The following is a 24,573-nucleotide window of genomic DNA, read 5'->3' as shown; positions in this document are numbered from 1 at the left end:
CTACTTATAAAGGAGGGCTAGAAATGTTAACAAAATCTTAAATAGTTGAAAGCTATTTTAATAAACCGCAAATGAAGTTGCCACTACACCATCTTCAAGATATAATGCCAAATAATAAATAGAAGATTCTAGAGGATGTGTGATAATACCTTTCTTTCCTATTTCACCAGAATTTTCCCAAATCTGTCTTCCCGATAAATCATAAATTATTTGACCGAATACAGTCTTTTCTGTAGCTATTGAATAATGATATTGATTTGATGTATTGTCTCTATAGATTATAACTTTATTTTCTACATCATCATTTTCCGGCAGTTCTGGTTCAGAAGGATTTTCCTCATTTTCAGGTTCTTCTGGAGTTTCAGGTTCCTCCGGATTCTCAGGTTCTTCAGGAATTTCCGGTTCTTCTGTAACAACATCTGGGATTTGAAATGAAAATAATCTTGAAGGCGATTCAATTGTAGGGGTTTGTCTAGAATAATATTCCGAAGAAAAGAAATATGAAGAAGAACTCGTTTGTGTTAATCCTTCTGCCTGTATAAAATTAAGACCAAGTGATTGCTGTATAAATCCATCAAAAACTGAATTTAAATTTAAACTTTCAATAATACCAACAAACGGACTTAAGATAGAAGAGTACCCAATAACAACTAGCCTATTAGTATCTAGGTCATAAGATGCATCGGTTATTAAGCCTACATTTTCTACGGCTCCTACTCTACTAGCTACATATGTTCCTGGTAATTTAGGAAACTCATAGGCTACAGAACCTAGGCTTTTCCATTGCTTTGTTAAAATTATGATACTTCCATCAACAACAAAAAATGATTCCGCATCCCAATCACTATTTCCATTATTTTCAAAGTTTTGTTGATCCTCATATGAAAAATTAATAGTAGTAGCAGTAACTATATCGGAGTTTAAGTAATCGTCTTTCAAAACTCTATGTACAGCCAAATCAGTTCTAATGCCTAAATTGTTACCAAAATCACCTATATAAATATAATTCTCATCTTGAGAAATAGCCTCCCAATCAATATTAGAAACATTAGAAATCGTTACTCTTCTTTCAATAGTAAGTGATAATGTATCTAACTCATATAATACAGCCGCATTACCAGAATCGTTATGTGTTATTAGATTTCCATTAAAATAAATTAAACCAGAAGTTTCAAATATTTCATCAGGTAAATTACCTACAGTTTGCACATTCTCTTGAGCGGTTGAATACGCTGAGTAAATGAACAATATAATAGTAGCTATGTATTGATAGAAAATTTTCATTGTTGCAAAATAAACTAGAATAAAGTTAATCCCTTGTATTTAAGAGACCTAAATTCAATTTAATCGATAAAGTTAATTTTTAACCCATTAAAAAAGTATTTTTAATAATGTTTAACTATTTTTGAATATTGTTAGACAAAAAAAGGAATTCATCCATGTCCAAATTAAGCATATGAAATTATATCAACTACATTCTAAGCAAGCGTTACCTATTTCTAAGGAAGAAGCTTGGAATTTTTTATCGGATCCTGCTAATTTAAAAGTTATTACCCCTGAACATATGGGTTTTAATATACTTTCAGGTGCAGATAGAGAAATGTTTCCTGGACAAATAATTCAATATAAGGTATCACCATTTCCTGGGTATACCACCAAATGGGTTACAGAAATAACCCACGTTAAACATGGTAGTTACTTTGTTGACGAACAGCGATTTGGTCCTTACGCTCTATGGCATCACAAACATTTTATTAACGAAATAGACGAAGGTGTTATAATGGAAGATATTATTGATTATAAAATTCCTTTTGGTTTACTAGGACAACTAGCCCACCCACTAATAGTAAAAAAACAATTAATGGAAATATTTAAGTTTAGGGAACAAAAGTTAAAAGAGCTATTTGGGACTGTAAACAATATTCCAAATCAACTTCAACTTAAATCATTTTAAATGAAAAATATACTTTTAATTGGCGGTTCTCATGGTATCGGTCTTTCTATTGTTAAAGAATTACAAGATACTCACCATCTTTATGTTGCCTCCCGCACAGATGAATCATTAGATCACGAAAATATTACACATCTTAATTTTGATGCAACAACCGATAGTTTAGATATTTCTGAATTACCGGAAACTTTAGACGGTTTTATATACTGCCCAGGTAGTATTAATTTAAAACCTTTTAAAATGATGTCATTAGAAACTATAAAAGAAGATATGCAACTTAATTTCTTTGCTATGGTTAATGTAGTAAAAGAAATAATATCCAAAATGAACGAAGGTTCTAGTATGGTCTTTTTTAGCACAGTAGCTGTTGGTACGGGTATGCCCTTTCATACTAGTGTAGCTGCTGCAAAAGGTGCAATTGAGGGTTTTGCAAAATCATTGGCTGCAGAATATGCGCCTAGAGTTCGGGTAAATGTTGTGGCCCCTTCATTAGTAGATACACCCTTAGCAAAAAGACTATTAAATAATGATAAAAAGAGAGAATTAATGAGTGATCGCCACCCACTAAAAAGAGTTGGTAATGCTGAAGATATTGCTAACACCGCAGTTTTTCTATTGAGTGACAAGAGTAGTTGGATGACTGGGCAAATAATTGGAGTAGATGGCGGACTTTCAACTTTAAACGTAAACTAAATGTCAAAAAAAATATCAATCTTTTGGTTTAGAAGAGATTTAAGGCTCGATGATAATGTTGGTTTTTTAGAAGCATTAAAAGGAGATTATCCAGTGCTTCCAATTTTCATTTTTGACGAAGAAATACTTTCAAAACTACCTGAAGATGATGCACGAGTAACTTTTATTCAAGATACATTGCAGACAATGCGTAATGAATTGCAAAAAGAACATAACAGCTCTTTGGCAATGTATTATGGTAAACCTATGGATATTCTTAAAAATCTGACTGAAGAGTATGAAGTTATGTCATTATATACCAATAGGGACTACGAGCCATATGCTAAAGAAAGGGATGAAAAAGTTTCAGAATTTTTAAACGAAAATAATATAGAATTTAAAACATTCAAAGATCAAGTTATTTTTGAAAAATCTGAAATTGTAAAAGGTGACGGTGATCCTTACGTTGTGTATACTCCTTATAAAAATAAATGGCAAGAGCAATTTGATGTTGACCAAGATTTAAAAATTCATTACACAAGTCAGTACTTATCCAACCTGATATCCAATTCTCGTTTACCTAATTTATCACTTAGTGATATTGGTTTTAAGAAATCGGATATTGAGATTCCCGATTATGATATAACCCCAACGTTAATTGATAATTATGAGGATACCCGCAATTTTCCAGCCAAGGAAAATGGTACCTCACATTTAGGTCCTCATTTACGTTTTGGAACCGTATCTGTTCGTAAAATGATGAAAAAAGCAATAGCAGAGAATAATAAGGTTTTCTGGAGCGAATTAATATGGCGAGAGTTTTTCATGACCATCTTATATCATTTTCCACATACCGTAGACAATGCTTTTAGAGCTAAATATGATCGCATTGAGTGGCGTAATAATGAGGCTGAATTTGAAAAATGGAAAAAAGGTGAAACAGGCTATCTTCTAGTAGATGCCGGCATGCGACAATTAAATGCAACGGGATACATGCATAATCGTGTACGTATGTTAGTTGCAAGTTTTCTTTGTAAACACCTTTTAATTGATTGGCGATGGGGAGAAACTTATTTTGCCGAAAAATTATTGGATTATGAAATGAGTTCTAATGTTGGAAATTGGCAATGGGCAGCCGGAAGCGGCGTTGATGCAGCCCCATATTTTAGAATTTTCAATCCAATGACTCAAGTTGATAAATTTGATAAGGATAAAAAATATATAAAAACTTGGATTTCAGAATACGGCACTGACGACTATCCAGAAAAAATGGTAGACCATAAAATGGCTAGAGAACGATGTTTAGAAACCTATAAAGATGCGGTAAGTTAATTTTACTTAGATAATTGACGCTCTAGTTCTTTTTGGTTTACTACTCTCCTCTTAAGCATATTTACATATTGTAAAGCCTCTTTGGTTTCGTAATCTGTATATGCTCTAGATGCAAATTCTATAGCCTTAGTTAGATTCCCGTTAATTTCATTGCTAATAGCCATGTTATAATTTGCTCTACCAGCTATTTTAGCTTTGCTATTATTTAATTCTGAATTCCATAAATCTGCTGCGCCATCCCAGTCACCTGCTTGTGCTCTTCTTTTTGCAATTTCAAAATTATCACTGCCCTTAACAAAATAGTCCCTAGCGATACGTATTTTTTCCGGTCTAGTAAAAAGGGCATAGTTAGCCCCTAACTTAGAGCTAGTGCTTAAAACAGCTTCTTTTCTACCAACGACCGCTTCTAATGCCTTAACAGGGTTTATACCTTCACCCATAGAAAATAACCTATCGTTAGAAACATACTCATCAACAATAGTTCTGTTTAAAGGATCATATATTCTCCATCCATTTTTAATCGTCGTGTTCAATTTTATTCTATGCCCAGGCACGTTAGCCTTAATTCCTAAATTATTAGGAATATTAACCATTGTCAGTTCATAATCAGCAGCAGTATCCGTATCATAAAATTCAAGGGAAAAAATAACATCTACGCCATTTTCCTTGCACAAACGATCAACAATTTCCCATGAAAGTTCTGCTGGAAAAACACTTAATCCTTTAGCAACTTCTTTTTGGTTATCAATGATTTTTACCACGTCAAATTGGTTACCTCGTTCAAGTTCATACTTAAGACCGGAAATAGCATTCTGCGCTCCCTCTTTATCCAAATTAAGTCCTTCTAAAGATAAAATCTTATCGATATCATCTAACACCTTATTCTTTTCTGAAGCACTACTTCGGTTGATAACACCCACATTTACAACATCATTGGGAATAGATATTTGAGCTGGTTGTGTAATACCCATAGTCATTCTATTAGTTGAACTACAGGCTACCATTGAAAAAAATATAGCTGTCACGGATAGTTTAAACACTAAATTTTTCATAATTCTAAATTTTTAAAACGAGGTAATTTGATAATTAACGAAAAATGCGTCATTAAATTATATAATATGTATGTGAATGCTGCTTAAATAAGCATATCTAAAATATAGAAGTATAATATTATTAAACTCTTATATCATGAAATATGGTAATGAAATAGCAAATTAAAACCATGAATTTAAATTGGTATATTTACTTAGAACTTGTAATAACCAATACCAAACTAAAATGAAAAAAACGTTTTTAATGGCGCTATGCTTATGCATGAGTGCATCTGTTTTTTCTCAGAAAATGAGTAAGGACAAAAACCAACTTATTTCTTCTATAGAAAAACACAAAGAAGAACTTATTAAAATAAGTGATTCTATTTGGGCACTTGCCGAAACTGCATTTGACGAAACCGAATCTTCTAGAATTTTGGCTGATTACGCAGAAAAGAACGGTTTAACCGTAACTAGAGGCGTTGCAGATATACCAACTGCATTTACCGCTACTTATGGCTCTGGAAGTCCTGTAATAAGTATTCTAGGTGAATTTGATGCACTACCTGGTATATCGCAAAAAACATCTCCTGTGAAAGAGCCATTTAAAGAAGGTGCTGCAGGTCATGGTTGTGGACATAACATGTTTGGTACAGCAAGTCTTGGATCTGCCATTGCCATAAAAGAATTAATGGATGCCGGCAAAATTAAAGGAACAGTAAAGTTCTTAGGTACACCTGCTGAAGAAAAATATTTTGCTAAAGTATGGATGGTAAAAGCTGGACTTTGGGATGATGTTGATGTAAATGTTAGCTGGCACCCGTCTGCAGGTATAGAAGCAGATGTTCAAAGTGGTTTATCATTAATTGATTTCGTGGTAGAATTTTATGGTCAAGCGGCACATGCATCTATGGATCCATGGAACGGTCGTAGTGCATCAGATGCTTTAGAGTTATACACTACAGGCATCAACTACTACAGAGAACACATCTTACCAACTTCAAGAATACACTACCATATACAAGATGGTGGGCAAGTTGTTAATGTTGTACCAGATTATGCAAAACTTTGGGTTCGTGTTAGAGATCCTAAAAGATCAAAGATGTTACCAACATACGAGCGAGTAAAAGCAATGGCAGAAGGTGCCGCTATTATGGCAAATGTCGATTACAAAATCTCATTGGTTTCTGGTATATATGAAACTTTGGTAAACCGTTCTGGTGGAGAAATTATGCAGAACAATCTTGAGTTATTGGGACCAATCACCTATACTGAAGAGGAAACAGTTTTTGGTAAGGCTATTCAAAAAGCTACCGGTAAGCCTGAAGTTGGTTTAGATGGAACTGTTCACCCTTTAAAGGAAACAGAAGAAAATCCAGGTGGCGGTTCTACTGATGTAGGAGATGTAAGCTGGAATGTTCCTAACATAAACTTAGGTGTTTCAGTTGCACCTACAGGTACACCTTGGCATTCTTGGGCAGTTGTTGCTTGTGGCGGTATGTCTATAGGGCATAAAGGTATGATACACGCATCAAAAGCAATGGGTATGACGATGTTAGATTTATTTCAAAATCCGAAATTGGTTACCAAAGTTAAAGAAGAATTTAAAACACGTAAGGGTGATGAAGTCTATGAGCCAATGATCGAAGGTCCACCACCATTAGATGGTGAATAACTTACAATTAAAAAGAAGCTATCTTAACAGATAGCTTCTTTCATTTTTAAGTAACTTGAACACTTAAACTTATACCATTTCAATGAAAAAAATTATCGTTTTACTTCTTTTTATTTCAGGACCGTTTTTGTCTGCGCAATCTTTCGATTTTCAATACGACCATTATTCGGTCATCGTTAAAGACTTAGACAAGGTTGGTGCTTTTTACAAAGACATTTTAAATTTAAAAGAAATTCCGCATCCCTCTGCACCTTCTGGTTTTAAGTGGTTTGTTATTCAAGGAAATTCACAATTACATTTAATAGGAAAAGATAGTGTAGCCATGAAACATAGTAAAAGCGTACACTTATGTTTAGCTACACAAAAATTAGATGAACTAATTGCTTCGTTAGAAGAAAAAAAGATAACCTATTGGGACTGGCCAGGCAAAGAGAATTCAGTAACTCTGAGAGCTGACGGAGTCCGTCAGATTTACTTAAAAGACCCGGAAAACAATTGGGTTGAAATTAACAATGCAGTCCATTAAACCATCACCTAATTCAATAATCATATGAAAAGTATCATAAAAAATGTTTTTCAGTTAGGTTTCCCCTGGCAAACTCAAGATCCATTTTTATTCTGTGTATATCATTTAGATAAATATCCTAAAGGAAATGGAGAATTAGGTCCTGATGATTCTTTAGAAGGAAGAAATTTGGGAAATGATTTTACTATTAAAGATGGTTATAGAATGTACCATGGTACAACTATACCAGGATTTCCTGCACACCCACATCGTGGATTCGAAACTATCACTGTAGTAAACAAAGGATTCTGTGATCATTCAGATTCATTAGGTGCAGCAGGTCGTTTTGGAGAAGGAGATGTACAATGGATGACCGCTGGTAGCGGTGTTCAACATTCCGAAATGTTTCCGCTAGTACATACCGAAAAAGAAAATACGCTAGAACTTTTTCAAATATGGCTTAATCTACCTAGAAAAAGTAAATTCGTGGACCCACATTTTAAAATGTTATGGCATGAAGATATTCCAATAATTAAGTATGGAAATGGAACTATTAAAGTTATTGCAGGTAGTTTCAATTCAACACAGGCACCAAGTCCAGCACCCGATTCATGGGCAGCTGATGATGAAAACGATGTTGCTATTTGGAACATAAAAATTAACGCAACCGGCACTATTAATTTACCAAAAGCTCAAAAAAACACTATACGAACAATTTATTTTTATGAGGGAGAAACCATAGAAATTGCTGGTGAGTCAATACAGCCAAATCATGGAATTGAAGTTGATTCAACAAATGAGATCACTCTAAAAGCCATAGGCTCTAATGCTCATCTTATAGTTCTACAAGGAAAACCAATAAATGAACCTGTAGCTAAATATGGACCTTTCGTTATGAATACGGATGAGGAATTACAAAAGGCCATGGAAGAATTTAGATTGACACAATTTGGTGGATGGCCGTGGCGATACCCAGACCAAACACATGAAAACGAACGAGGTAGATTTGCTAAATATCCCGACGGAACAATAGTAGAAAAATAGTTTCAAAATAGAACTTAAATAAAAACTCCATAACTAGATTGGTATCTAATTATGGAGTTTTTTATATCGTGTAAATAAATACTTAAATTCTTGTAATTTTAGCACCTATGGCACGTAGTCTTTCGTCTATATTCTCGTACCCACGATCTATCTGTTCAATATTATGAATAGTGGAAGTCCCTTTCGCCGATAAAGCAGCAATTAATAATGAAACACCTGCTCTAATATCTGGTGATGTCATTGTAGTAGCTTTTAGAGTAGACTGAAAATCATGACCAATTACCGTAGCTCTGTGCGGGTCGCACAAAATTACTTTTGCTCCCATGTCCAACAACTTATCTACAAAGAACAAGCGGCTTTCAAACATCTTTTGATGAATAAGAACTTCTCCCCTAGATTGTGTTGCCACTACTAAAATAATACTCAATAAATCAGGAGTTAATCCTGGCCAAGGAGCATCTGCAATGGTCAAAATAGAACCATCTATATAATTTTGTATTTCGTATCCGTCTTTGTGAGCAGGAATATAAATATCATCACCTTTTCTTTCTAATGTGATACCTAACTTGCCGAACACTGTTGGTATTTGACCCAAGTCATCCCAACTAACGTCTTTAATCGTCAATTCACTTTTGGTCATTGCAGCTAAACCTATCCAGCTACCAATTTCAATCATATCAGGTAACATACGGTGATCCGTACCACCTAATTTATCTACACCATCAATAACTAAAAGATTAGAACCAACCCCAGAAATTTTGGCGCCCATTCTATTCAACATTTTACATAACTGTTGTAAATAAGGCTCGCATGCAGCATTGTATATTGTTGTCTGACCTTCCGCTAATACAGCCGCCATAACTATGTTGGCAGTCCCTGTTACAGAAGCCTCATCTAACAACATATAAGTACCTTTTAGCTTATCTGCCTCTACACCATAGAAATACTCTTCTCTGTTGTAACGAAATTTAGCACCAAGTTTTATAAAGCCTTCAAAATGAGTATCTAAACGTCTACGACCAATTTTATCTCCACCTGGCTTAGGTATATATCCTTTGCCAAAACGTGCCAATAAAGGTCCTACAAGCATAATTGAGCCCCGCAGACCTCTACCATCTTGTTTAAATTGATCAGACTGTAGATAATCTAAATTTATATCGTCTGCCTTAAATGTATATGAACCCTTACCTTTTTTCTGGATTTTTACGCCTAAATCCTCTAAAAGAGCTATAAGCTTATTTACATCAACAATATCAGGAATATTATTGATGGTTACCTTTTCGTCTGTAAGTAGTACTGCGCAAAGTATTTGAAGTGCTTCGTTCTTTGCTCCTTGAGGGGTTATTTCACCAGATAACTGATGCCCTCCTTCAATTTTGAATGTCCCCATCTAGAGAAGTGGAAATTTAATAGCGTTTTTTACCGCGGTTATTATTATTTCTTTGATTTTTCTTGTTCGAGTTCGAGTTTGACCTCGGAGTTTTAGCAACTCTATTTTTAAGGAACTGACCACTATCCGTCAAACTTTCTCCTTCTGCGGCTAAATCTATACGGCCATCACTCAATTCAAACAAATGCTTGAAAATTGCTGTATCATCTACAACATCTTTATTCCAATTTAAATAGCATTTCTTCATGTGGTTAGCAATAGCATACTCTAGCCCAGAGCGCTTATCACCTTTCTCCCACTCTACAGCCACATCTATCATACGTTTTATGTTATTACCATAAAATCTGTATTTTGGAAAATTCTGTGGGTATTCTAAAGCTTCTGGTCTTTGTCTTAATACCTCTTTTGAGGTAATTGGAAAAGGAGAATCTACATCCAACTTAAAATCGGACATAATAAACAACTGATCCCAAAGTTTATGTTGAAAATCTGGCACATCACGTAAATGAGGCTGTAAGTTCCCCATAACGCTAATAATGGCCTGCGCTACTTTATTTCTTTCTTCACGGTCTTCAATTGATACTGCATGGTTAACCATTTTTTGAAAATGACGACCATATTCAGGAATAATCAAATGCTCACGCTCCGTATTATATTCTAGGTTTTCTACTAATTGCAAATTGAAAATTTTAGCTTAATGTGTTTGAGAAGTATTCTTATAACGATGCCAAATTAATAAAATTATAGATGAAAAGCTATTTTACAAGGAGATAACGCCCTCTATAGCCCCTACTTCTTTATATTTTGCAATCACCTCGTCCGGACTGGCTAAATCTACTCTAATAGAAACACTGGTATATTTACCGTTCTTAGATTTCTTCAAGTCAATAACCGCACCCATATTATCAAATATGGTATTTATACGATCTATTTTATCTGTTTCTGTCTCTACAATAAATTTATATAAGTAGTTAGAAGGCCATTTTGACGTTTCTGTTAATTGCTCCTTTAATTTTTTATAAAATTCAACTGGGTTATTTTCGTCCATAACTAGTGTTTTATGCAAAGATAAGTGTAATGTACCAGTTTTTTAATACTCTTGGTTTATGTACTTTTGTATTCATAAATTTTGAGTTTGAAAAGTAAAAGAGTTGTTGTCACAGGAGGTCCAGGAACCGGTAAAACAGTATTAATATCATCACTTGAAGAAAATGGATACTATTGTTTTCATGAAGTGATACGAACAATGACATTAGATGCATTAGGCGATGTTGCATTAGATGATCAATTAGTAAACCCTATTGACTTTGTCAAGGATGCAAAAAGTTTCAATGATGAATTAATCAATGCTCGTTTACAACATTTCATTAATGGTCTAAACATAGATAAAGATCATTTATTCTATGACCGTGGGTTACCAGATGTAATAGCCTATATGGATTATTTTGGCCAGCCTAAGGAGCAGCGGTACACTGAATTATGTGTTGAACATAGATATGATGAAGTGTTGATCTTACCACCTTGGAAAAAGATTTATGTACAGGATAATGAACGAATGGAAAATTTTGAACAAGCTTGCGGAATACATGATGCCCTTGAAAAAACATACATAGATCTTGGATATTCCCCTATAGAAGTTCCATTTGGCACTATAGAAAACCGCATGCAATTTGTAGTAGATTTTATAAACAAAACGGGTGAATAACACACCAAACGAAATTTTATTTAAATATTGGGGCTTTGACAGTTTTAGAGGCTCTCAAGAAGAAATCATCAATGCCATATCCAATGGTCAAGATGTACTAGGTTTATTGCCCACTGGCGGCGGTAAATCTATATGTTTTCAAGTACCCGCTTTACTAAAAGATGGTATTTGTATTGTTATATCTCCCCTAGTAGCGCTAATTGAAAACCAAGTAGACAACCTTCAAAAACTTGGCATTAAAGCCATAGGTCTAAAAGGCGGACTTAAATTTAATGAAGTAGACAAGTTATTGGACAATTGCATTTATGGCAATTATAAATTTCTCTATTTATCTCCAGAACGTCTGCAACAAGAATTAGTTCAAGAACGCATAAAGGCTATGAACGTTTCTATGTTCGTTATAGACGAAGCACATTGTATTTCTCAATGGGGTCACGATTTTAGACCTGCATACTTAAGTTGTTCCATATTAAGAGAACTACACCCTACTCCGCCAGTTGTGGCATTGACCGCTACAGCAACCAAAAGAGTTAGTGAAGACATTATTACATCATTAGACCTTAATTATCCTTTAATAATTAAGGATTCATTTTTTAGAAAAAATATTGGTTTTGCAGTATTACTTACAGAAGATAAAAATGGTCATTTAAAGAAGTATTGTCAGCAAATAAAACATAGCGCTATTGTCTATGTTAGAAGCAGAAGAAAAGCTGAAGAATTATCAGGATTTTTAGTTAAGAATAATGTGAAGGCAACATTCTACCATGGAGGCGTTGATCAAAAAATGAAAACGGAACGCCTAAATCTATGGCTAGAGGATAAAGTAAAAGTAATGGTTGCCACCAATGCTTTTGGTATGGGTATAGACAAACCAGATGTTGAACTGGTAGTTCATTATCAAATACCCGATAGTTTAGAAAATTATTTTCAAGAGGCAGGCAGAGCTGGTAGAAACGGTGCATTGGCAAAAGCCATATTATTAACCAATACCACAGACAAGGTTTTGGTCAAGAAACAATTCATAGAAATTTTACCGGATGTTGCCTATGTAAAAATGATTTACAGAAAACTAAATACATTTTTTCAGATTGGATATGGAGAATACACAGAAGCAAAATTTCATCTTAATTTCAATGAATTCTGCAGTATTTACAAGTTGAATACTTTTTTGACCTATAATGCATTACAACTCTTAGATAGAAACTCGGTCATTTCTCTTTCAGAAAATTTTTCAAAAAAAATAACTATAAAATTTATTTCCGATAAAGATTCTCTCTACAGGTATATTGACCAAAATTCTAAATTAGCAGACTTTATAAAAGTGATATTGCGCACCTATGGTGGCCTCTTTGAATTTGATACTCCAATTAACACTTACTTATTAGCTAAAAAAACATCACTATCAGAATCAATAATTCATCATAATTTTGAACAACTTGCAAAAGATGAAATTATAGAATACAATAGTGTTTCAAGTGATTTAGAACTTTTATTCTTAGTACCAAGAGATGACGATAGAACAATAAATATGTTCGCAAGAAATATTGATGAACAAAATCAACTTAAAGTCGAGAAAGTTTCTACAATGTTGAGTTACATAGAAAACAATACTACATGCAGAAGTATTCAGCTATTACATTACTTTGGAGAAGTACAAGAAAAAGAATGTGGTATTTGTGATGTATGTATCAACCAAAAGCTTGGTAATACTGACATTGTTCACAGCAAAATAAAAATCCTTCAAATCTTAAAAGAAAAAAAAGCAAGTTCAAGAGAACTTCAAGCGCTCCTAAACACCAGTCAAAAAATAGTAATTACTGCACTGCAAGAACTCTTAGAAGAAAATTACATAACATTAAACGCTATAAACGAATACCAACTATTATAATATGGAAGCATTGAGAATTGTATTTATGGGAACTCCGGATTTTGCAGTAGGCATTTTAGATATGCTTGTAAAAAAGGAATATAATATAGTTGGTGTAATTACCGCACCAGATAGACCTGCAGGTAGAGGTAGAAAACTTAATGAGTCTGCTGTAAAAAAGTATGCTGTAGAAAATAATCTTACAGTTTTACAACCTACCAACTTAAAAGATGAGGATTTTCTAGAGACTTTAAAATCTTTAAACGCCAATTTACAAATAGTGGTAGCATTTAGAATGTTACCAAAAGTAGTTTGGAACATGCCTCAATACGGCACATTTAATTTACACGCTTCATTATTACCGCAGTATCGTGGTGCAGCTCCTATTAATTGGGCAATCATTAATGGTGAGACAAAAACTGGAGTTACAACATTCTTTATAGACGAAAAAATAGATACGGGTGCCATAATTATGCAAGATGAAGCACCTATTAATCTTACTGATAATGTAGAAGATTTACATGATAGGTTAATGCTCTTAGGTGCAGAAACTGTGGTTAAAACAGTAGAACGTATTAAAGAGGGTAATTTTGAAACTACAAAACAATCAGATTCTGACAATTTAAAGGATGCGCACAAAATATTTAAAGAAACATGTGAAATAGATTGGTGTATGCCAATAGACAAAATCTATAATTTTATTAGAGGTTTAAGTCCATACCCAGCCGCTTGGACAACGTTGAACAATGCAGATCAAACTGTAATTACAAAAATCTACAAAGCAAGCATGCAAAAAGAAGAACATAACTTACCAGCGGGTGAACTTGTTTTTAATAAAAAAGAAATGAAAGTTGCAGTGCATAAAGGCTATATAAACCTAGAGGAAATTCAACTTCAAGGAAAAAAAAGAATGCAGGTTAGAGACGTTCTTAATGGTCTAAATTTGGAAAAAAACGCTAAAATGGGGTGAGACCCCGTGGTTGTTGGGCTGCGAGAAACGTAAAAAAAAACCTACTTTATCAACAAACACGCTGAGTTATCAACAAAATAAGGGATTTCCCCCCATTTTACTTGTGTTGCTCAGAAATCCATATAAATTTGTTAGTAGGTATAAATTATTTAATCACAATTAATTATCACATTATGAACAAAACAGAATTGATCGATGCAATGGCAGCAGACGCTGGCATCACAAAAGCTGCGGCTAAAAAGTCATTGGAATCTTTCTTGGGAAATGTTGAAAATTCTCTTAAAAAAGGAGATAGAATTTCTTTAGTAGGTTTCGGTTCTTGGTCCGTGTCTAAAAGAAATGCAAGAGAAGGTAGAAATCCATCAACTGGAAAAACTATCCAAATCGCTGCTAAAAATGTAGTAAAGTTTAAAGCAGGTGCTGATTTAGGTAAAGCTGTAAACTAATTTTACACTGATAAATTTATTAAAAGCGCCTTTATTGGCGCTTTTTTTATTTCTATGTTTTTGCAATTAAGAGGATTTGTCTTACATTAGGTATATATACTTAAACTAGTTATGATTGCTTTAAAGCCAACTAAAGGAAAATTACTCATTGCCGAACCTTCGTTAACAGGAGATGTTTCTTTTAATAGATCTGTTGTATTGTTGGCTGAACATAGCAATGAAGGCTCTGTAGGTTTTATTTTAAATAAGCCATTAGAATATCAAATAAACGAGTTGGTAACTGAAATTGAAATTCCTTTTCAAGTATATAATGGCGGTCCTGTAGAGCAAGACAACTTATATTTTATACATAAAGTACCACACTTAATTGATAATAGCGTCGAAATTTCTGATGGTATCTATTGGGGCGGTAATTTTGAAACTACCGTAGAGCTTATTAATAAGGAAATTATTTCTGAAGATGACATACGTTTTTTCTTAGGTTACTCTGGCTGGTCATCGTTTCAATTAGATGAAGAGCTTACATCAAAATCATGGATTGTTGTAGAAAATGAGCACGAAAGTAGGATCATCCAAAAAGCGGCACAAGCTATTTGGAAAGAAAATATGATTCAATTAGGAGGAAACTATTTACTATGGTCCAATGCGCCTGAAAACCCTAGCTTAAACTAAACGCTTTTACTTACGGACATTCTAGCCGCTGCATTCAACTTACCAATTAAACTTTTAGCAGTTGTATTCACAAAATCCTTTTTTCTATATTTCGTAATAGAAACTAAGCCGTTGACATTATTGGCTATAAATAATTCATCTGCTTTTTGAAGTTCAAATGGAGATAAACTTTCTTCAAGAAATTCAACTTCATTAAATTTTGAAACAATATCTATTATTTTTTTCCTGATGACACTATTTACACAACCATCAGTTATTGGCGGAGTTTTTACCTGATTACCTTTTACAATAAAAACATTGCCATTTAGAGCCTCTATAACTTGTTTTCTTTCATTAAGCAACAAACAGTCTTGATAATCATTTTCTTGGGCGTAGATTGATCCTACTACGTTCAGGATTTTATTATTTGTATCTAAATTAGAAAGCATGCTAGAGTTTTTATAGAAATCTTTAAATAACTCTACTTCGTACGCTTTATCATCTAAAACAAAAAAAGGATTAATTAACGTAGTACTGGTTATGAAATAGGAAATACTATTATCGGATTTCGAGAAATTATTATCGCTAGTATTTCTATATACAGTGAATTTTATTTGCTTGGTTTCTCTTAATCCATCTTCAGAGATTAATTTCAAAATTTCTTCTTCCATAAATTCCATTGTGAAATTCATAGGAATCTCCATTCTTAGAATTCTCATAGAAGACATTAATCGTAGATAGTGATCTTCTAAAAATATAACATCACCGTTAATAACACGTAATTCTTCAAAAACAGCATCACCTAACTGTACTCCCCTATTATTTTCATTTAAAAAATCAGTATTCTTATGAAGAAGTTCACCATTAAAATTGAACATAAAAAAAGCCTTAAAAAATTAAGGCTCAAAGATACTGTAAATAAGGGTATTTCTAGGACGAACCCAAAACCTGTTTTAAATCTGACACTTGGTTGGTCCAAAGCATTTTAGACTCATCTATTTCATCATCTTCAGCAAAGTCCGTTATAAATAATGAAACATCTTTAGTTATTTCATCAACAATTATCTTCATCTCAAAGAAGCTATCATCATCAGCTTCTTCCCAAGCAAAACGTACAAATTCATCCGTTTTCCTTTTTAATAATTTAGCTTCTTCTTCAGCTCCGTCCCAAATAAATGTAAACATTTCACCTCTAGAATTAACATTATCAGCAAACCATTCTGACAGTCCAGATGGGGTTGCCAAATATTGATACAACATTTGTGGTGAAGACTGAATTACAAACTCTATTTCAAATTTTATTTTATCGCTCATGTACATGCTACTTAATTACGGGCAATATATATATTTCTAAATGATAAAAAAATAAATGATCAGTATTATTTTTTTCATCAAGTTTTGTTGAAGAACAAATAAATTACCACTATATTTGCAGCCGTTTAAAAATAATATGGCGAGGTAGCTCAGTTGGTTAGAGCGTCGGATTCATAACCCGGAGGTCGGGGGATCGTGCCCCCCTCTCGCTACAATAGGTAAAGACCAATAAAATCAACGGTTTGTGTGCGCACAAGCCGTTTTTTTATGTCCTTAAATTTCATACTTTTATCTACCGTATACGATAACGTATACGGTTTGAACATGAAACTGAACTATTCCGAACCTAAATTCTACACTGGTGGTGTCCCCATAAAAGGTTGGTCCAAGCTATCTAGCAAGCAAAAAAAAGATGCTCTTACTAAAGATTGGTATGTATATTTCTCCTATCGAAATCCCGAAACCAAAAAATTAGTTAGACAAACTCCTATTAAAGCTGGAGTAAATCGTTTTAAAACAAAACGTGAGCGTTTACTATTCATGAACGTTATTAAAAGAGCTTTAATCAAACGTTTAGAGGGTGGTTATGTACCTAATGCAGATAATTCAAACCTAATATCTAAATTAAGCTCGTCTAACGTCCTTGATAAAAAAGATACTGAAACTATCCCTAAAAAAGTTGAACCACCCACTAAGGTCATAAAAAAGGCTACTCCCGCCCCACTTACTTCTCCAATAATAGAAGAACCATACACTTCTATTCAAGAAGCCTTCGATTTTGCCCTAAAGATCAAAAAACAATCTTTAAGTCCAAACTCTTATTCAGGCTATCATGGTCCACTTAAACAATTTCAAAAATGGCTGGAGGAGAATGAAATCAATGATATAAAAGCAATTACAAAGAAAACTGTAGTTCAATATCTTAATTCGGTATTAGCAAGAACATCACCTAGAACACGGAATAATGCAAGAACAAGCTTAAGTGCTATTTTCACAACATTGGAGGATAATGAAATTATTGATGATAATTTTATACCTAAAATAAAACCGCTATCAACTAAGCCAACAAGAAATAAAACTTTTACTCCAAAACAAGAGTCCGATTTACAGACTTATATGGAGGAACATGACAAACTATTACTATCCTTTGTTCAATTCATTTCACTGTGTTTCTTGAGACCTATTGAAGTATGCAGGTTAAAAGTCAAGGATATCGATATCTCAGATAAAAAGATTTATGTAAAAGCAAAAAATAAAAAAGTAAAGATTAAAATCATACCAGAGATTTTATTGAATTTGTTACCTGACCTTTCTAGTGCCAATCCTGAACATTCTTTATTTACACCATATGAAATTGGTGGAGAATGGGATGTTCCTGAACGTGATAAAAGAAACTATTATTCAAAAAGATTTAAAAAAGTGAAGGATAATTTCAATTTAGGCGTTGAATATGGACTTTATAGCTACAGACATACCTATATAACAAAATTATATAGAGAAATGAGAAAGGAACTTAATCCTAGCGAAACCAAAAGTACCTTATTAGGTATTACTGGACATTCTACATTAACCTCACTCGAAAAATATCTACGTGATATTGATGCCGAACTACCAGAAGATTATTCTGAATTTCTACAACCATCAACAATAAATAAAGTATAAAATGGCTAAAAGGAATATGAATTATTTTGGTTGTTTAAAAGGTGAGTTACTTAATGAGTTATCATCCGAACAGAGATTGAAATTTTTTAAAACTAAAAAACTATTCGTTACAACTAGGGTACTTAATCTGCCATCTAACACTCCTATTAACTTATTGGATGCTAATAATTTCAAAGTTAGATTAGAGCCTTCAAAAGAATTATTGGATACATATTACAAGTTTTTAATACATACCTATCAAGAATATATAAATAATGTCTTCATCAATTTTTTCCATCAATTCAATAACCAAATTATTGGCTTAAAGAAAAAAGAAGCCAAAATGGTTGGTAGAGTCCTTTACGTGAGTATTATTAATAATAAAACCTCTCCCAATTTTGATTTTGTAAACATGTTAGAAAACGCTAATGGCATACCAAAATTAGAGAATACCCCAAAGCTAGATCTGTATTATGTGAAACGTGATGCATTAAAACAAAGAGCTATAAATGAACACCCTAATGGTTTAGATGAATTTTTATTGGGTAATTCCAATCACTTTGATTTAAAAATCAAAGATGATGTAGCCATATTTAAAGAAATCATTCAATTTGAAGGTGAGCTTAAAATCATTTTGGCATTGAATGATGAGTATCAGTTTGAAAAAAACAAAACTTTTCAATCTCCAACCATCGATAATACCAATATTGAAAATCCCAATCTATCTGTAAATAGCAAGGCTTTTAAAAACAAAATACCCACCGAGGAAGAAATGGATGCGTATTTAATGAAGCACGTTTTTAGTGAAAAGAAAACTTAAATTTATTCCGTAAATGAACTTGCCTCATATGTATGTACAGGTACATACTTATTTAATATATACTCTGTAATTGCCTTCAAGGTTTACCATTAACGGGATGTAAACTAGGAGCAGAAAAATATTAAATCCCATTTTTAGACTTATAGTACCAAATTAGTGGTTATTTAGTGATTTCATCAAAAAAATATTGTATTTAAATTTCTTGGTAATTCTCTGAAACTAATCGCCTATTAAAAATTATATAATCTCTTCATTAGATTTATATAAATACAACCTTTACTATTGCTTTATAATTAAAATATTTTACGTGATTACGGGAATCCTCAACAATAATTGAAATAAAAAAATGACTTTAGTATTCCCTTAATAGCTGTAACCCTAAATCATCTAAGTAATAATGAAAATTATAGTTCTTATTAAAATATCCTTAGCACTACTCTTCTTCCTATGCCTTCTAAATATGCCCTACGGCTATTTTCAATTAGTACGCTTTCTGGCCTTCGCAAGTTTTGGATTTTTAGCATATAGGGCTAATGAAAAAGATAAAAGTGAACAGGTATATATTTTTTTAGCACTTGCCCTACTCTTTCAGCCATTTTACAAAATAGCATTGGGTAGAGAAATATGGAATATGGTAGATGTGGTGGTTGGTGTAGCGTTACTTATTAGCATTTTTATTCCCAAGAAAAGATTAGCGGATTAAATTCTTTTTCATGGTTTACGGATTCCCATAAAGAAATATCAAAATAATTGTGCTTCTTTGATAAAAATCCTGGAAGATTTCTCTTATACAATAGGTATCTTTAAGGTTCATTTTTTATTAACTTAATTTTTAAAATATTATTCTTTGTTCCCCATTCTAAGAAAAGAATAAAATTGAGTTCAAAAGTGTTGTATTTGTGTTTTGACCAAACCAATATCATAATTAGATATGAAAACCAATTTTAGTTTTTTAAAAGACAACTATTTAGGGCTTTATCAGTTGGCAATATTAGGGGAACGTAATTGCTATTCCGACCCTAGTACTACGTTATCTAAATTGAGAATACTATCTGAAAAATTGACCAGTATCTTAATTGATTTTGAACAATTAGAAGAACCAAATGACAAAAGGCAAATTAGTAGACTTACCGTATTGCAAAATAATTCAGAAACTCCGTCTGAAATTATATCTATACTCCATACAATTAGAAAATCAGGAAACAAGGCATCTCATTCAGGTGAAGGTTCTCAACCAGAAGCCCGTTATATGCTTAGGCAAGCGTATTACTTAACGAAATGGTTCATTGAAGTTTATGAAGATGAAGAGGTATTTGGAGATTATACACCCCCTGAAGAATCATGGTTTACTAGTGACAACACAAAAACTACCGAGCTTGAGAAAGAATTAGAATTGCTGAAGGTTGAAGTAGCAAACTATAAAGAAAAAATAAAAGAACACACTCAAATTTCTCCTGAAGCAAAAGAAGAACGAAAGGAACGTGCGTTTGAAAAAGCTAGAAAAACCGAAGAAAAAGAAGCGGAAACTAGAGACAGAATAGATAAACAATTACGAGATGCTGGTTGGGTGTGCGACACTCAGACATTGAATTATAAATCTAACAAAACCCTACCTAAAAAAGGTAAACAAATGGCTATTGCAGAATGGAAATGCGGTACTAAATGGGCAGATTATGCTTTGTTCAATGGTTTAGAGTTAATTGGTATCGTAGAAGCTAAAAAGCACATTAAAAATGTGATGAGCGATTTGGGTCAAGCCAAAACGTATAGTGAACTGGTTACCGAAGAGAATAATATATCATTTCCACAACATCAGAACAGTTCAAATTTCAAAGTGCCATTTATGTTTTCCACCAATGGAAAACCGTATTTAGAGCAATTTAAAACGGCTTCTGGAATTTGGTTCTGGGATGGTAGAGATCAGAAAAATATAGCAAGACCATTACCTAGTTGGTTTTCTCCTAGAGATTTAGTGGAAAAACTGAACTATGATGAAAATGAGGGTGTAGAAAAACTTCAAAAAACAGGTTACGATTTACTATCTGACCCTAGTGGTTTAAGTCTACGAGAATATCAGGTGGACGCCATAAAAGCTGTAGAACATAAGATACTTACGAATACCGAAGATAGACGTGCATTATTAGCCATGGCTACCGGGACAGGTAAAACACGAACCATGATAGGTATGTGTTATCGTTTAATTGCTTCCGGTAGATTTAGACGCATTTTGTTCTTAGTGGATAGACGAATGTTGGGCGAACAAGCTTCAGATGCTTTTAAGGAAGTTCACGTAGAGGGATTGCAGACCTTTGCCCAAATTTATGACTTACGGGATTTAGAGGATAAAGCTTCTGAATTAGATACCAAAATTCATTTTGCAACAGTACAGGGTATGGTGCAACGCATCGCCTATTCTGATGATTCGCCAAGTGTTGGTGATTATGATTGTATTGTGGTTGATGAAGCGCACAGGGGCTATACTTTAGATCGCGAAATGGACCAGGAGGAAATCATACTTCGTGACCAACTCGATTTTCAAAGTAAATACCGCATGGTGCTAGATTATTTTGATGCGTATCGTATTGGCTTAACTGCTACCCCTGCCCTACATACCAAGGATATCTTTGGTGAACCTGTATTTCTTTATTCGTATCGGCAAGCAGTGATTGACGGATATCTTATAGATTTTGAACCACCTTATGTATTTCAAACTACCCTATCGAAAGACGGAATTGTTTGGGAGAAAGGCGACGAGGTAAAAATTTATGACCCTGAAGAAAATGAGATAAAAGATTTAGGTGTTACTGAAGATGAAATAAAGATTGAAATAACAGGGTTTAACCGAAAAGTTATCACTGAAAATTTTAACCGTGTTGTCTTAAATGAACTTATATCTACTTATGGTATACTGCCAGAAAAAAGAGCAAAAACATTAATTTTCGCTGCTACCAATGACCATGCTGACACTATAGTTAAGTTATTGTATGAGGAGTATGAAGAGCTAGGTGAAGATGTTGATGCTGGTGCCATTGTAAAAATCACAGGTGAAGTTTATAATAGAAAAGATTTGCTCCGTAAATATAAAAATGACCAGTACCCAAGTATAGTAGTAACGGTAGATTTATTGACCACCGGTATAGATGTACCTAGCATTTCTAATTTAGTCTTTTTACGTCGGGTAAACTCCAGAATTCTTTATGACCAAATGATAGGTCGTGCCACTAGGCGTTGCGATGAAATTGGTAAAGAGGTATTTAAAATTTATGACTGCGTTGGTGTTACCGAGATAATGTCAAAAGAACAAGTTATGAAACCTGTTGCTCCTTTGGTTTCTAAAACCTTCAATAACTTAATTGAAGAAATTGCCATCATTGAAGATGAATATTCAAAAGAGGCTAAGTTAGACCGAATAATAGCTAAAATACAGCGAAAGCTCTCTGGTTTTAATGAAAAACAGAAAGAACAATTTCAAATATTATCTAGTGAACCTACAGCTAGGGATTTCGCCAAAAAACTAAAATCCATAGATTTAGAAAACCTAAATGAAACTTTTAAAGATTACGAACATTTATGGGAATTTTTAGACCGTGAAAAAGGTAAGGCGTTAAATTATGGCACACTATATAGTGATCACGCAGACAAACTAGAAGATGTTTCTCGTGCCTATGAGAAAAACTTAAAGCCTAAAGATTATTTAGAATCTTTTACCGAGTATATAAAGAATAATAGAAATGAGATCACGGCTTTAAACATTGTTTGTACAAAACCTAGTAGCTTAACTCGTAACGACTTAAAAGAATTACGCTTAATATTAGATACGCAAGGGTTCAATAAAAACAACTTAAACACAGCCTACAAAGAAGTAACCAATACAGAAATAGTGGCTGATATCATTGCTCACATACGTACATCTGCATTAGGGGAAACATTAGTAGACCATCAAGAACGAATTACTAACTCAGTTGCTAAACTGAAAGCTTCTCATGATTGGAATCAAATTCAATTAAAGTGGCTTGATAAAATGGAAGCCCAGCTTCAAAAAGAATCAATTATCACCCTAGAAGATTTAAACAAACCCCCTTTCAGTGTAGATGGAGGATTGAAAAAATTAGATAAAGTGTTTAAAAATGACACTGCTGAAATCATTAAAGAACTTAACGAATACCTGTACGCTTAACAAATGATAGATTTAGAACCTAGAATAATTTCTATTGCAGAAGCTTTTGAAAATAAAAATTTAAATATACCAGATTATCAAAGACCTTATAAATGGACCGAGAAAAATGTAAAACAATTATTAGATGATATAAGGCTCAACAAAGAAAGCTCAGACTATCGTTTAGGTACTATTGTGGTTCATCAGGAAGATGAAATTTCTGATTTGGATATTGTTGATGGGCAACAAAGAATGTTGACCTTAAGCTTAATTTACCTAGCTATTACTGAAACATTTGTAGATGATAAATTCTATAAAAAATACGAAACCATAGAGTCATCATTATTGAATCTTGAATTTGATAATTTAATATCTCAAAAAAACCTCAAAGCTAATTATCATGTAATCTTAAGAGAAATCAGAAATTTCGATGAATCTACAATTCAGTTCTTCTACCATCATTGTAAAGTTGTTTGGGTGGTAATCTCTAATATTTCAGAAGCATTTCAATTTTTTGATTCTCAAAATTCTAGAGGAAAAGATTTATATCCTCAAGATTTGCTAAAAGCTTTTCATCTAAGAGAGATGGCAAATAATTCGGAAGAAGAGAAAAAATTATGTGTAGAATATTGGGAAAATCTAGACCAGAAAAAGTTAGATAAACTATTTAAAAACTATTTATATAGAATTAGAAATTGGAGTAAAGGTAGATCAGCAGAAGAATTCACGAAAAATGAAGTAGATGTATTTAAAGGAATTTCTTTAGATGATTCTCAAGAATTCAACTTCACCAAGACCCATAGAATTAATCATTTTTATACAGAAATGTATAATCGAGATCTGAATAGAAATATCGATGGTCATAAATTGGATTATCCTTTTCAACTAGATCAAATAATGGTGAATGGCCAGCGATTTTTTGAGTTTGTTTCTCACTATGGTAAAGAAGTTGAAAAAGTAAAAAATTTCAATGATAACCTTAATGAAATCAAATTAAAGATAAAAGACACCAAAACAAAAGCACTTGAAATCTTAAACCAATTAGATACTTATGATGCCCGTAATAGAACTGGTGATTTATATGTTAGAAATGTGTTCAACTGTTGCCTGTTATATTATTTAGATAAATTCGGTTATTACAAGATTGACGAAGTAATAGTACGCTTTTTCATATGGGTGTATACTCCTAGAATTGAACAACATTCTGTAAGGCTTAGAACTATTGATAATTTAGGGGCTGATAATAATGGATTTTTTAAAATAATGAGAGAATCTATTAACACCAAAGAGATTTTTTATAAAGAATTACATAGCGTTAAACCTTACGGAGGAAATAGTGATAACCAAAAAACAAAACCTCTTATTAAAATTTTTAATGAGTTAAAATACATAGCTAGCTAAAT

23 protein-coding genes and 1 tRNA gene are annotated in these 24,573 nt (G+C 33.1%); 17 read left to right on the top strand and 7 right to left on the bottom strand.

The window, feature by feature from the left end; all coding sequences use genetic code 11:
• Positions 1–57: 57 nt before the first annotated feature.
• Positions 58–1,284 (bottom strand): hypothetical protein, encoded by a 1,227-nt coding sequence (locus tag P178_RS22145; RefSeq protein ID WP_051638322.1) that lies wholly within the window; start codon positions 1,282–1,284, stop codon positions 58–60.
• Positions 1,285–1,456: 172 nt separating this feature from the next.
• Here P178_RS22145 and P178_RS0114300 point away from each other — a divergent pair, with 172 nt between their 5' ends.
• Genes P178_RS0114300 through P178_RS0114290 form a run of 3 tightly spaced genes read left to right on the top strand, consistent with a single transcriptional unit; the run spans position 1,457 to position 3,955 of the window.
• On the top strand, positions 1,457–1,954 hold the full coding sequence (locus tag P178_RS0114300) for an SRPBCC family protein (RefSeq protein ID WP_027066848.1): 498 nt from the start codon (positions 1,457–1,459) through the stop codon (positions 1,952–1,954).
• Positions 1,955–2,644, top strand: a complete 690-nt coding sequence (locus P178_RS0114295; protein WP_027066847.1) for an SDR family NAD(P)-dependent oxidoreductase — start codon at positions 1,955–1,957, stop codon at positions 2,642–2,644.
• On the top strand, positions 2,645–3,955 hold the full coding sequence (locus P178_RS0114290; RefSeq protein ID WP_027066846.1) for a cryptochrome/photolyase family protein: 1,311 nt from the start codon (positions 2,645–2,647) through the stop codon (positions 3,953–3,955).
• A gap of 2 nt (positions 3,956–3,957) precedes the next feature.
• Here P178_RS0114290 and P178_RS0114285 read toward each other — a convergent pair whose 3' ends face one another.
• Entirely contained in the window at positions 3,958–5,007 is a 1,050-nt protein-coding gene (locus tag P178_RS0114285) for a DUF6340 family protein (RefSeq protein WP_027066845.1), read from the bottom strand.
• 226 nt (positions 5,008–5,233) lie between these two features.
• Between P178_RS0114285 and P178_RS0114280 the strand changes: the two genes are divergently transcribed.
• The 3 genes from P178_RS0114280 (at position 5,234) to P178_RS0114270 (ending at position 8,210) form a co-directional block, all read left to right on the top strand.
• Positions 5,234–6,661 (top strand): amidohydrolase, encoded by a 1,428-nt coding sequence (locus tag P178_RS0114280; protein ID WP_027066844.1) that lies wholly within the window; start codon positions 5,234–5,236, stop codon positions 6,659–6,661.
• A gap of 82 nt (positions 6,662–6,743) precedes the next feature.
• Complete coding sequence (locus tag P178_RS0114275) at positions 6,744–7,187, top strand: VOC family protein (RefSeq protein ID WP_027066843.1); 444 nt, start codon at positions 6,744–6,746, stop codon at positions 7,185–7,187.
• 24 nt (positions 7,188–7,211) lie between these two features.
• The gene (locus P178_RS0114270; protein WP_027066842.1) at positions 7,212–8,210 is read left to right on the top strand and encodes a pirin family protein; all 999 of its coding nucleotides are present in this window, start codon (positions 7,212–7,214) and stop codon (positions 8,208–8,210) included.
• A gap of 82 nt (positions 8,211–8,292) precedes the next feature.
• Here the strand turns inward: P178_RS0114270 and murA are convergent, their stop codons facing one another.
• From murA to P178_RS0114255, 3 genes are all read right to left on the bottom strand, one after another.
• Positions 8,293–9,600 carry a UDP-N-acetylglucosamine 1-carboxyvinyltransferase gene (gene murA / locus P178_RS0114265; protein ID WP_027066841.1) on the bottom strand — a complete coding sequence of 436 codons (1,308 nt, stop codon included), beginning with the start codon at positions 9,598–9,600 and terminating at the stop codon, positions 8,293–8,295.
• Positions 9,601–9,616: 16 nt separating this feature from the next.
• Positions 9,617–10,279 carry a DUF4290 domain-containing protein gene (locus tag P178_RS0114260; protein WP_027066840.1) on the bottom strand — a complete coding sequence of 221 codons (663 nt, stop codon included), beginning with the start codon at positions 10,277–10,279 and terminating at the stop codon, positions 9,617–9,619.
• 81 nt (positions 10,280–10,360) lie between these two features.
• The gene (locus P178_RS0114255; protein ID WP_027066839.1) at positions 10,361–10,648 is read right to left on the bottom strand and encodes a DUF493 family protein; all 288 of its coding nucleotides are present in this window, start codon (positions 10,646–10,648) and stop codon (positions 10,361–10,363) included.
• An 87-nt stretch (positions 10,649–10,735) separates the two neighbouring features.
• Here P178_RS0114255 and P178_RS0114250 point away from each other — a divergent pair, with 87 nt between their 5' ends.
• The 5 genes from P178_RS0114250 to P178_RS0114230 all read left to right on the top strand — a co-directional run bounded on the left by P178_RS0114250 (position 10,736) and on the right by P178_RS0114230 (position 15,260).
• Entirely contained in the window at positions 10,736–11,305 is a 570-nt protein-coding gene (locus P178_RS0114250; RefSeq protein WP_027066838.1) for an AAA family ATPase, read from the top strand.
• Positions 11,298–13,193 carry an ATP-dependent DNA helicase RecQ gene (locus P178_RS0114245; protein ID WP_027066837.1) on the top strand — a complete coding sequence of 632 codons (1,896 nt, stop codon included), beginning with the start codon at positions 11,298–11,300 and terminating at the stop codon, positions 13,191–13,193. Before P178_RS0114250 ends, P178_RS0114245 begins: the two co-directional genes overlap by 8 nt.
• 1 nt (position 13,194) lies before the next feature.
• Positions 13,195–14,142, top strand: a complete 948-nt coding sequence (gene fmt / locus P178_RS0114240; RefSeq protein WP_027066836.1) for a methionyl-tRNA formyltransferase — start codon at positions 13,195–13,197, stop codon at positions 14,140–14,142.
• Positions 14,143–14,315: 173 nt separating this feature from the next.
• Entirely contained in the window at positions 14,316–14,588 is a 273-nt protein-coding gene (locus tag P178_RS0114235; protein ID WP_027066835.1) for an HU family DNA-binding protein, read from the top strand.
• 111 nt (positions 14,589–14,699) lie between these two features.
• Complete coding sequence (locus P178_RS0114230; RefSeq protein WP_027066834.1) at positions 14,700–15,260, top strand: YqgE/AlgH family protein; 561 nt, start codon at positions 14,700–14,702, stop codon at positions 15,258–15,260.
• Here P178_RS0114230 and P178_RS0114225 read toward each other — a convergent pair.
• Positions 15,257–16,117, bottom strand: a complete 861-nt coding sequence (locus tag P178_RS0114225) for an aminotransferase class IV (RefSeq protein ID WP_027066833.1) — start codon at positions 16,115–16,117, stop codon at positions 15,257–15,259. The genes P178_RS0114230 and P178_RS0114225 overlap by 4 nt on opposite strands.
• Positions 16,118–16,169: 52 nt before the next feature.
• Entirely contained in the window at positions 16,170–16,553 is a 384-nt protein-coding gene (locus P178_RS0114220) for an START-like domain-containing protein (protein ID WP_027066832.1), read from the bottom strand.
• Between the two features lie 138 nt (positions 16,554–16,691).
• Here P178_RS0114220 and P178_RS0114215 point away from each other — a divergent pair.
• The 6 genes from P178_RS0114215 to P178_RS0114190 all read left to right on the top strand — a co-directional run bounded on the left by P178_RS0114215 (position 16,692) and on the right by P178_RS0114190 (position 24,571).
• Positions 16,692–16,765, top strand: a tRNA-Met gene (locus P178_RS0114215).
• A 55-nt stretch (positions 16,766–16,820) separates the two neighbouring features.
• Positions 16,821–18,215 (top strand): tyrosine-type recombinase/integrase, encoded by a 1,395-nt coding sequence (locus P178_RS22140; RefSeq protein ID WP_036146901.1) that lies wholly within the window; start codon positions 16,821–16,823, stop codon positions 18,213–18,215.
• A 1-nt stretch (position 18,216) separates the two neighbouring features.
• A complete protein-coding gene (locus P178_RS0114205; RefSeq protein WP_027066831.1) occupies positions 18,217–19,014 on the top strand; it encodes a hypothetical protein in 798 nt (265 codons plus the stop codon).
• A gap of 397 nt (positions 19,015–19,411) precedes the next feature.
• The gene (locus P178_RS0114200; RefSeq protein WP_027066830.1) at positions 19,412–19,717 is read left to right on the top strand and encodes a DUF6804 family protein; all 306 of its coding nucleotides are present in this window, start codon (positions 19,412–19,414) and stop codon (positions 19,715–19,717) included.
• Between the two features lie 228 nt (positions 19,718–19,945).
• Positions 19,946–23,191 (top strand): type I restriction-modification system endonuclease, encoded by a 3,246-nt coding sequence (gene hsdR / locus P178_RS0114195; protein ID WP_027066829.1) that lies wholly within the window; start codon positions 19,946–19,948, stop codon positions 23,189–23,191.
• 3 nt (positions 23,192–23,194) lie between these two features.
• Positions 23,195–24,571: a DUF262 domain-containing protein gene (locus P178_RS0114190; protein ID WP_027066828.1), complete on the top strand. Its 1,377-nt coding sequence runs from the start codon at positions 23,195–23,197 to the stop codon at positions 24,569–24,571.
• The last annotated feature ends 2 nt before the right edge of the window (positions 24,572–24,573 follow it).

Origin of the sequence: Maribacter sp. Hel_I_7 (genome assembly GCF_000688315.1) — a bacterium.
GTDB lineage: Bacteria > Bacteroidota > Bacteroidia > Flavobacteriales > Flavobacteriaceae > Maribacter > Maribacter stanieri.
Note: the sequence above shows the minus strand (reverse complement) of the source record. Positions and strands in the feature narration are given on the sequence as shown.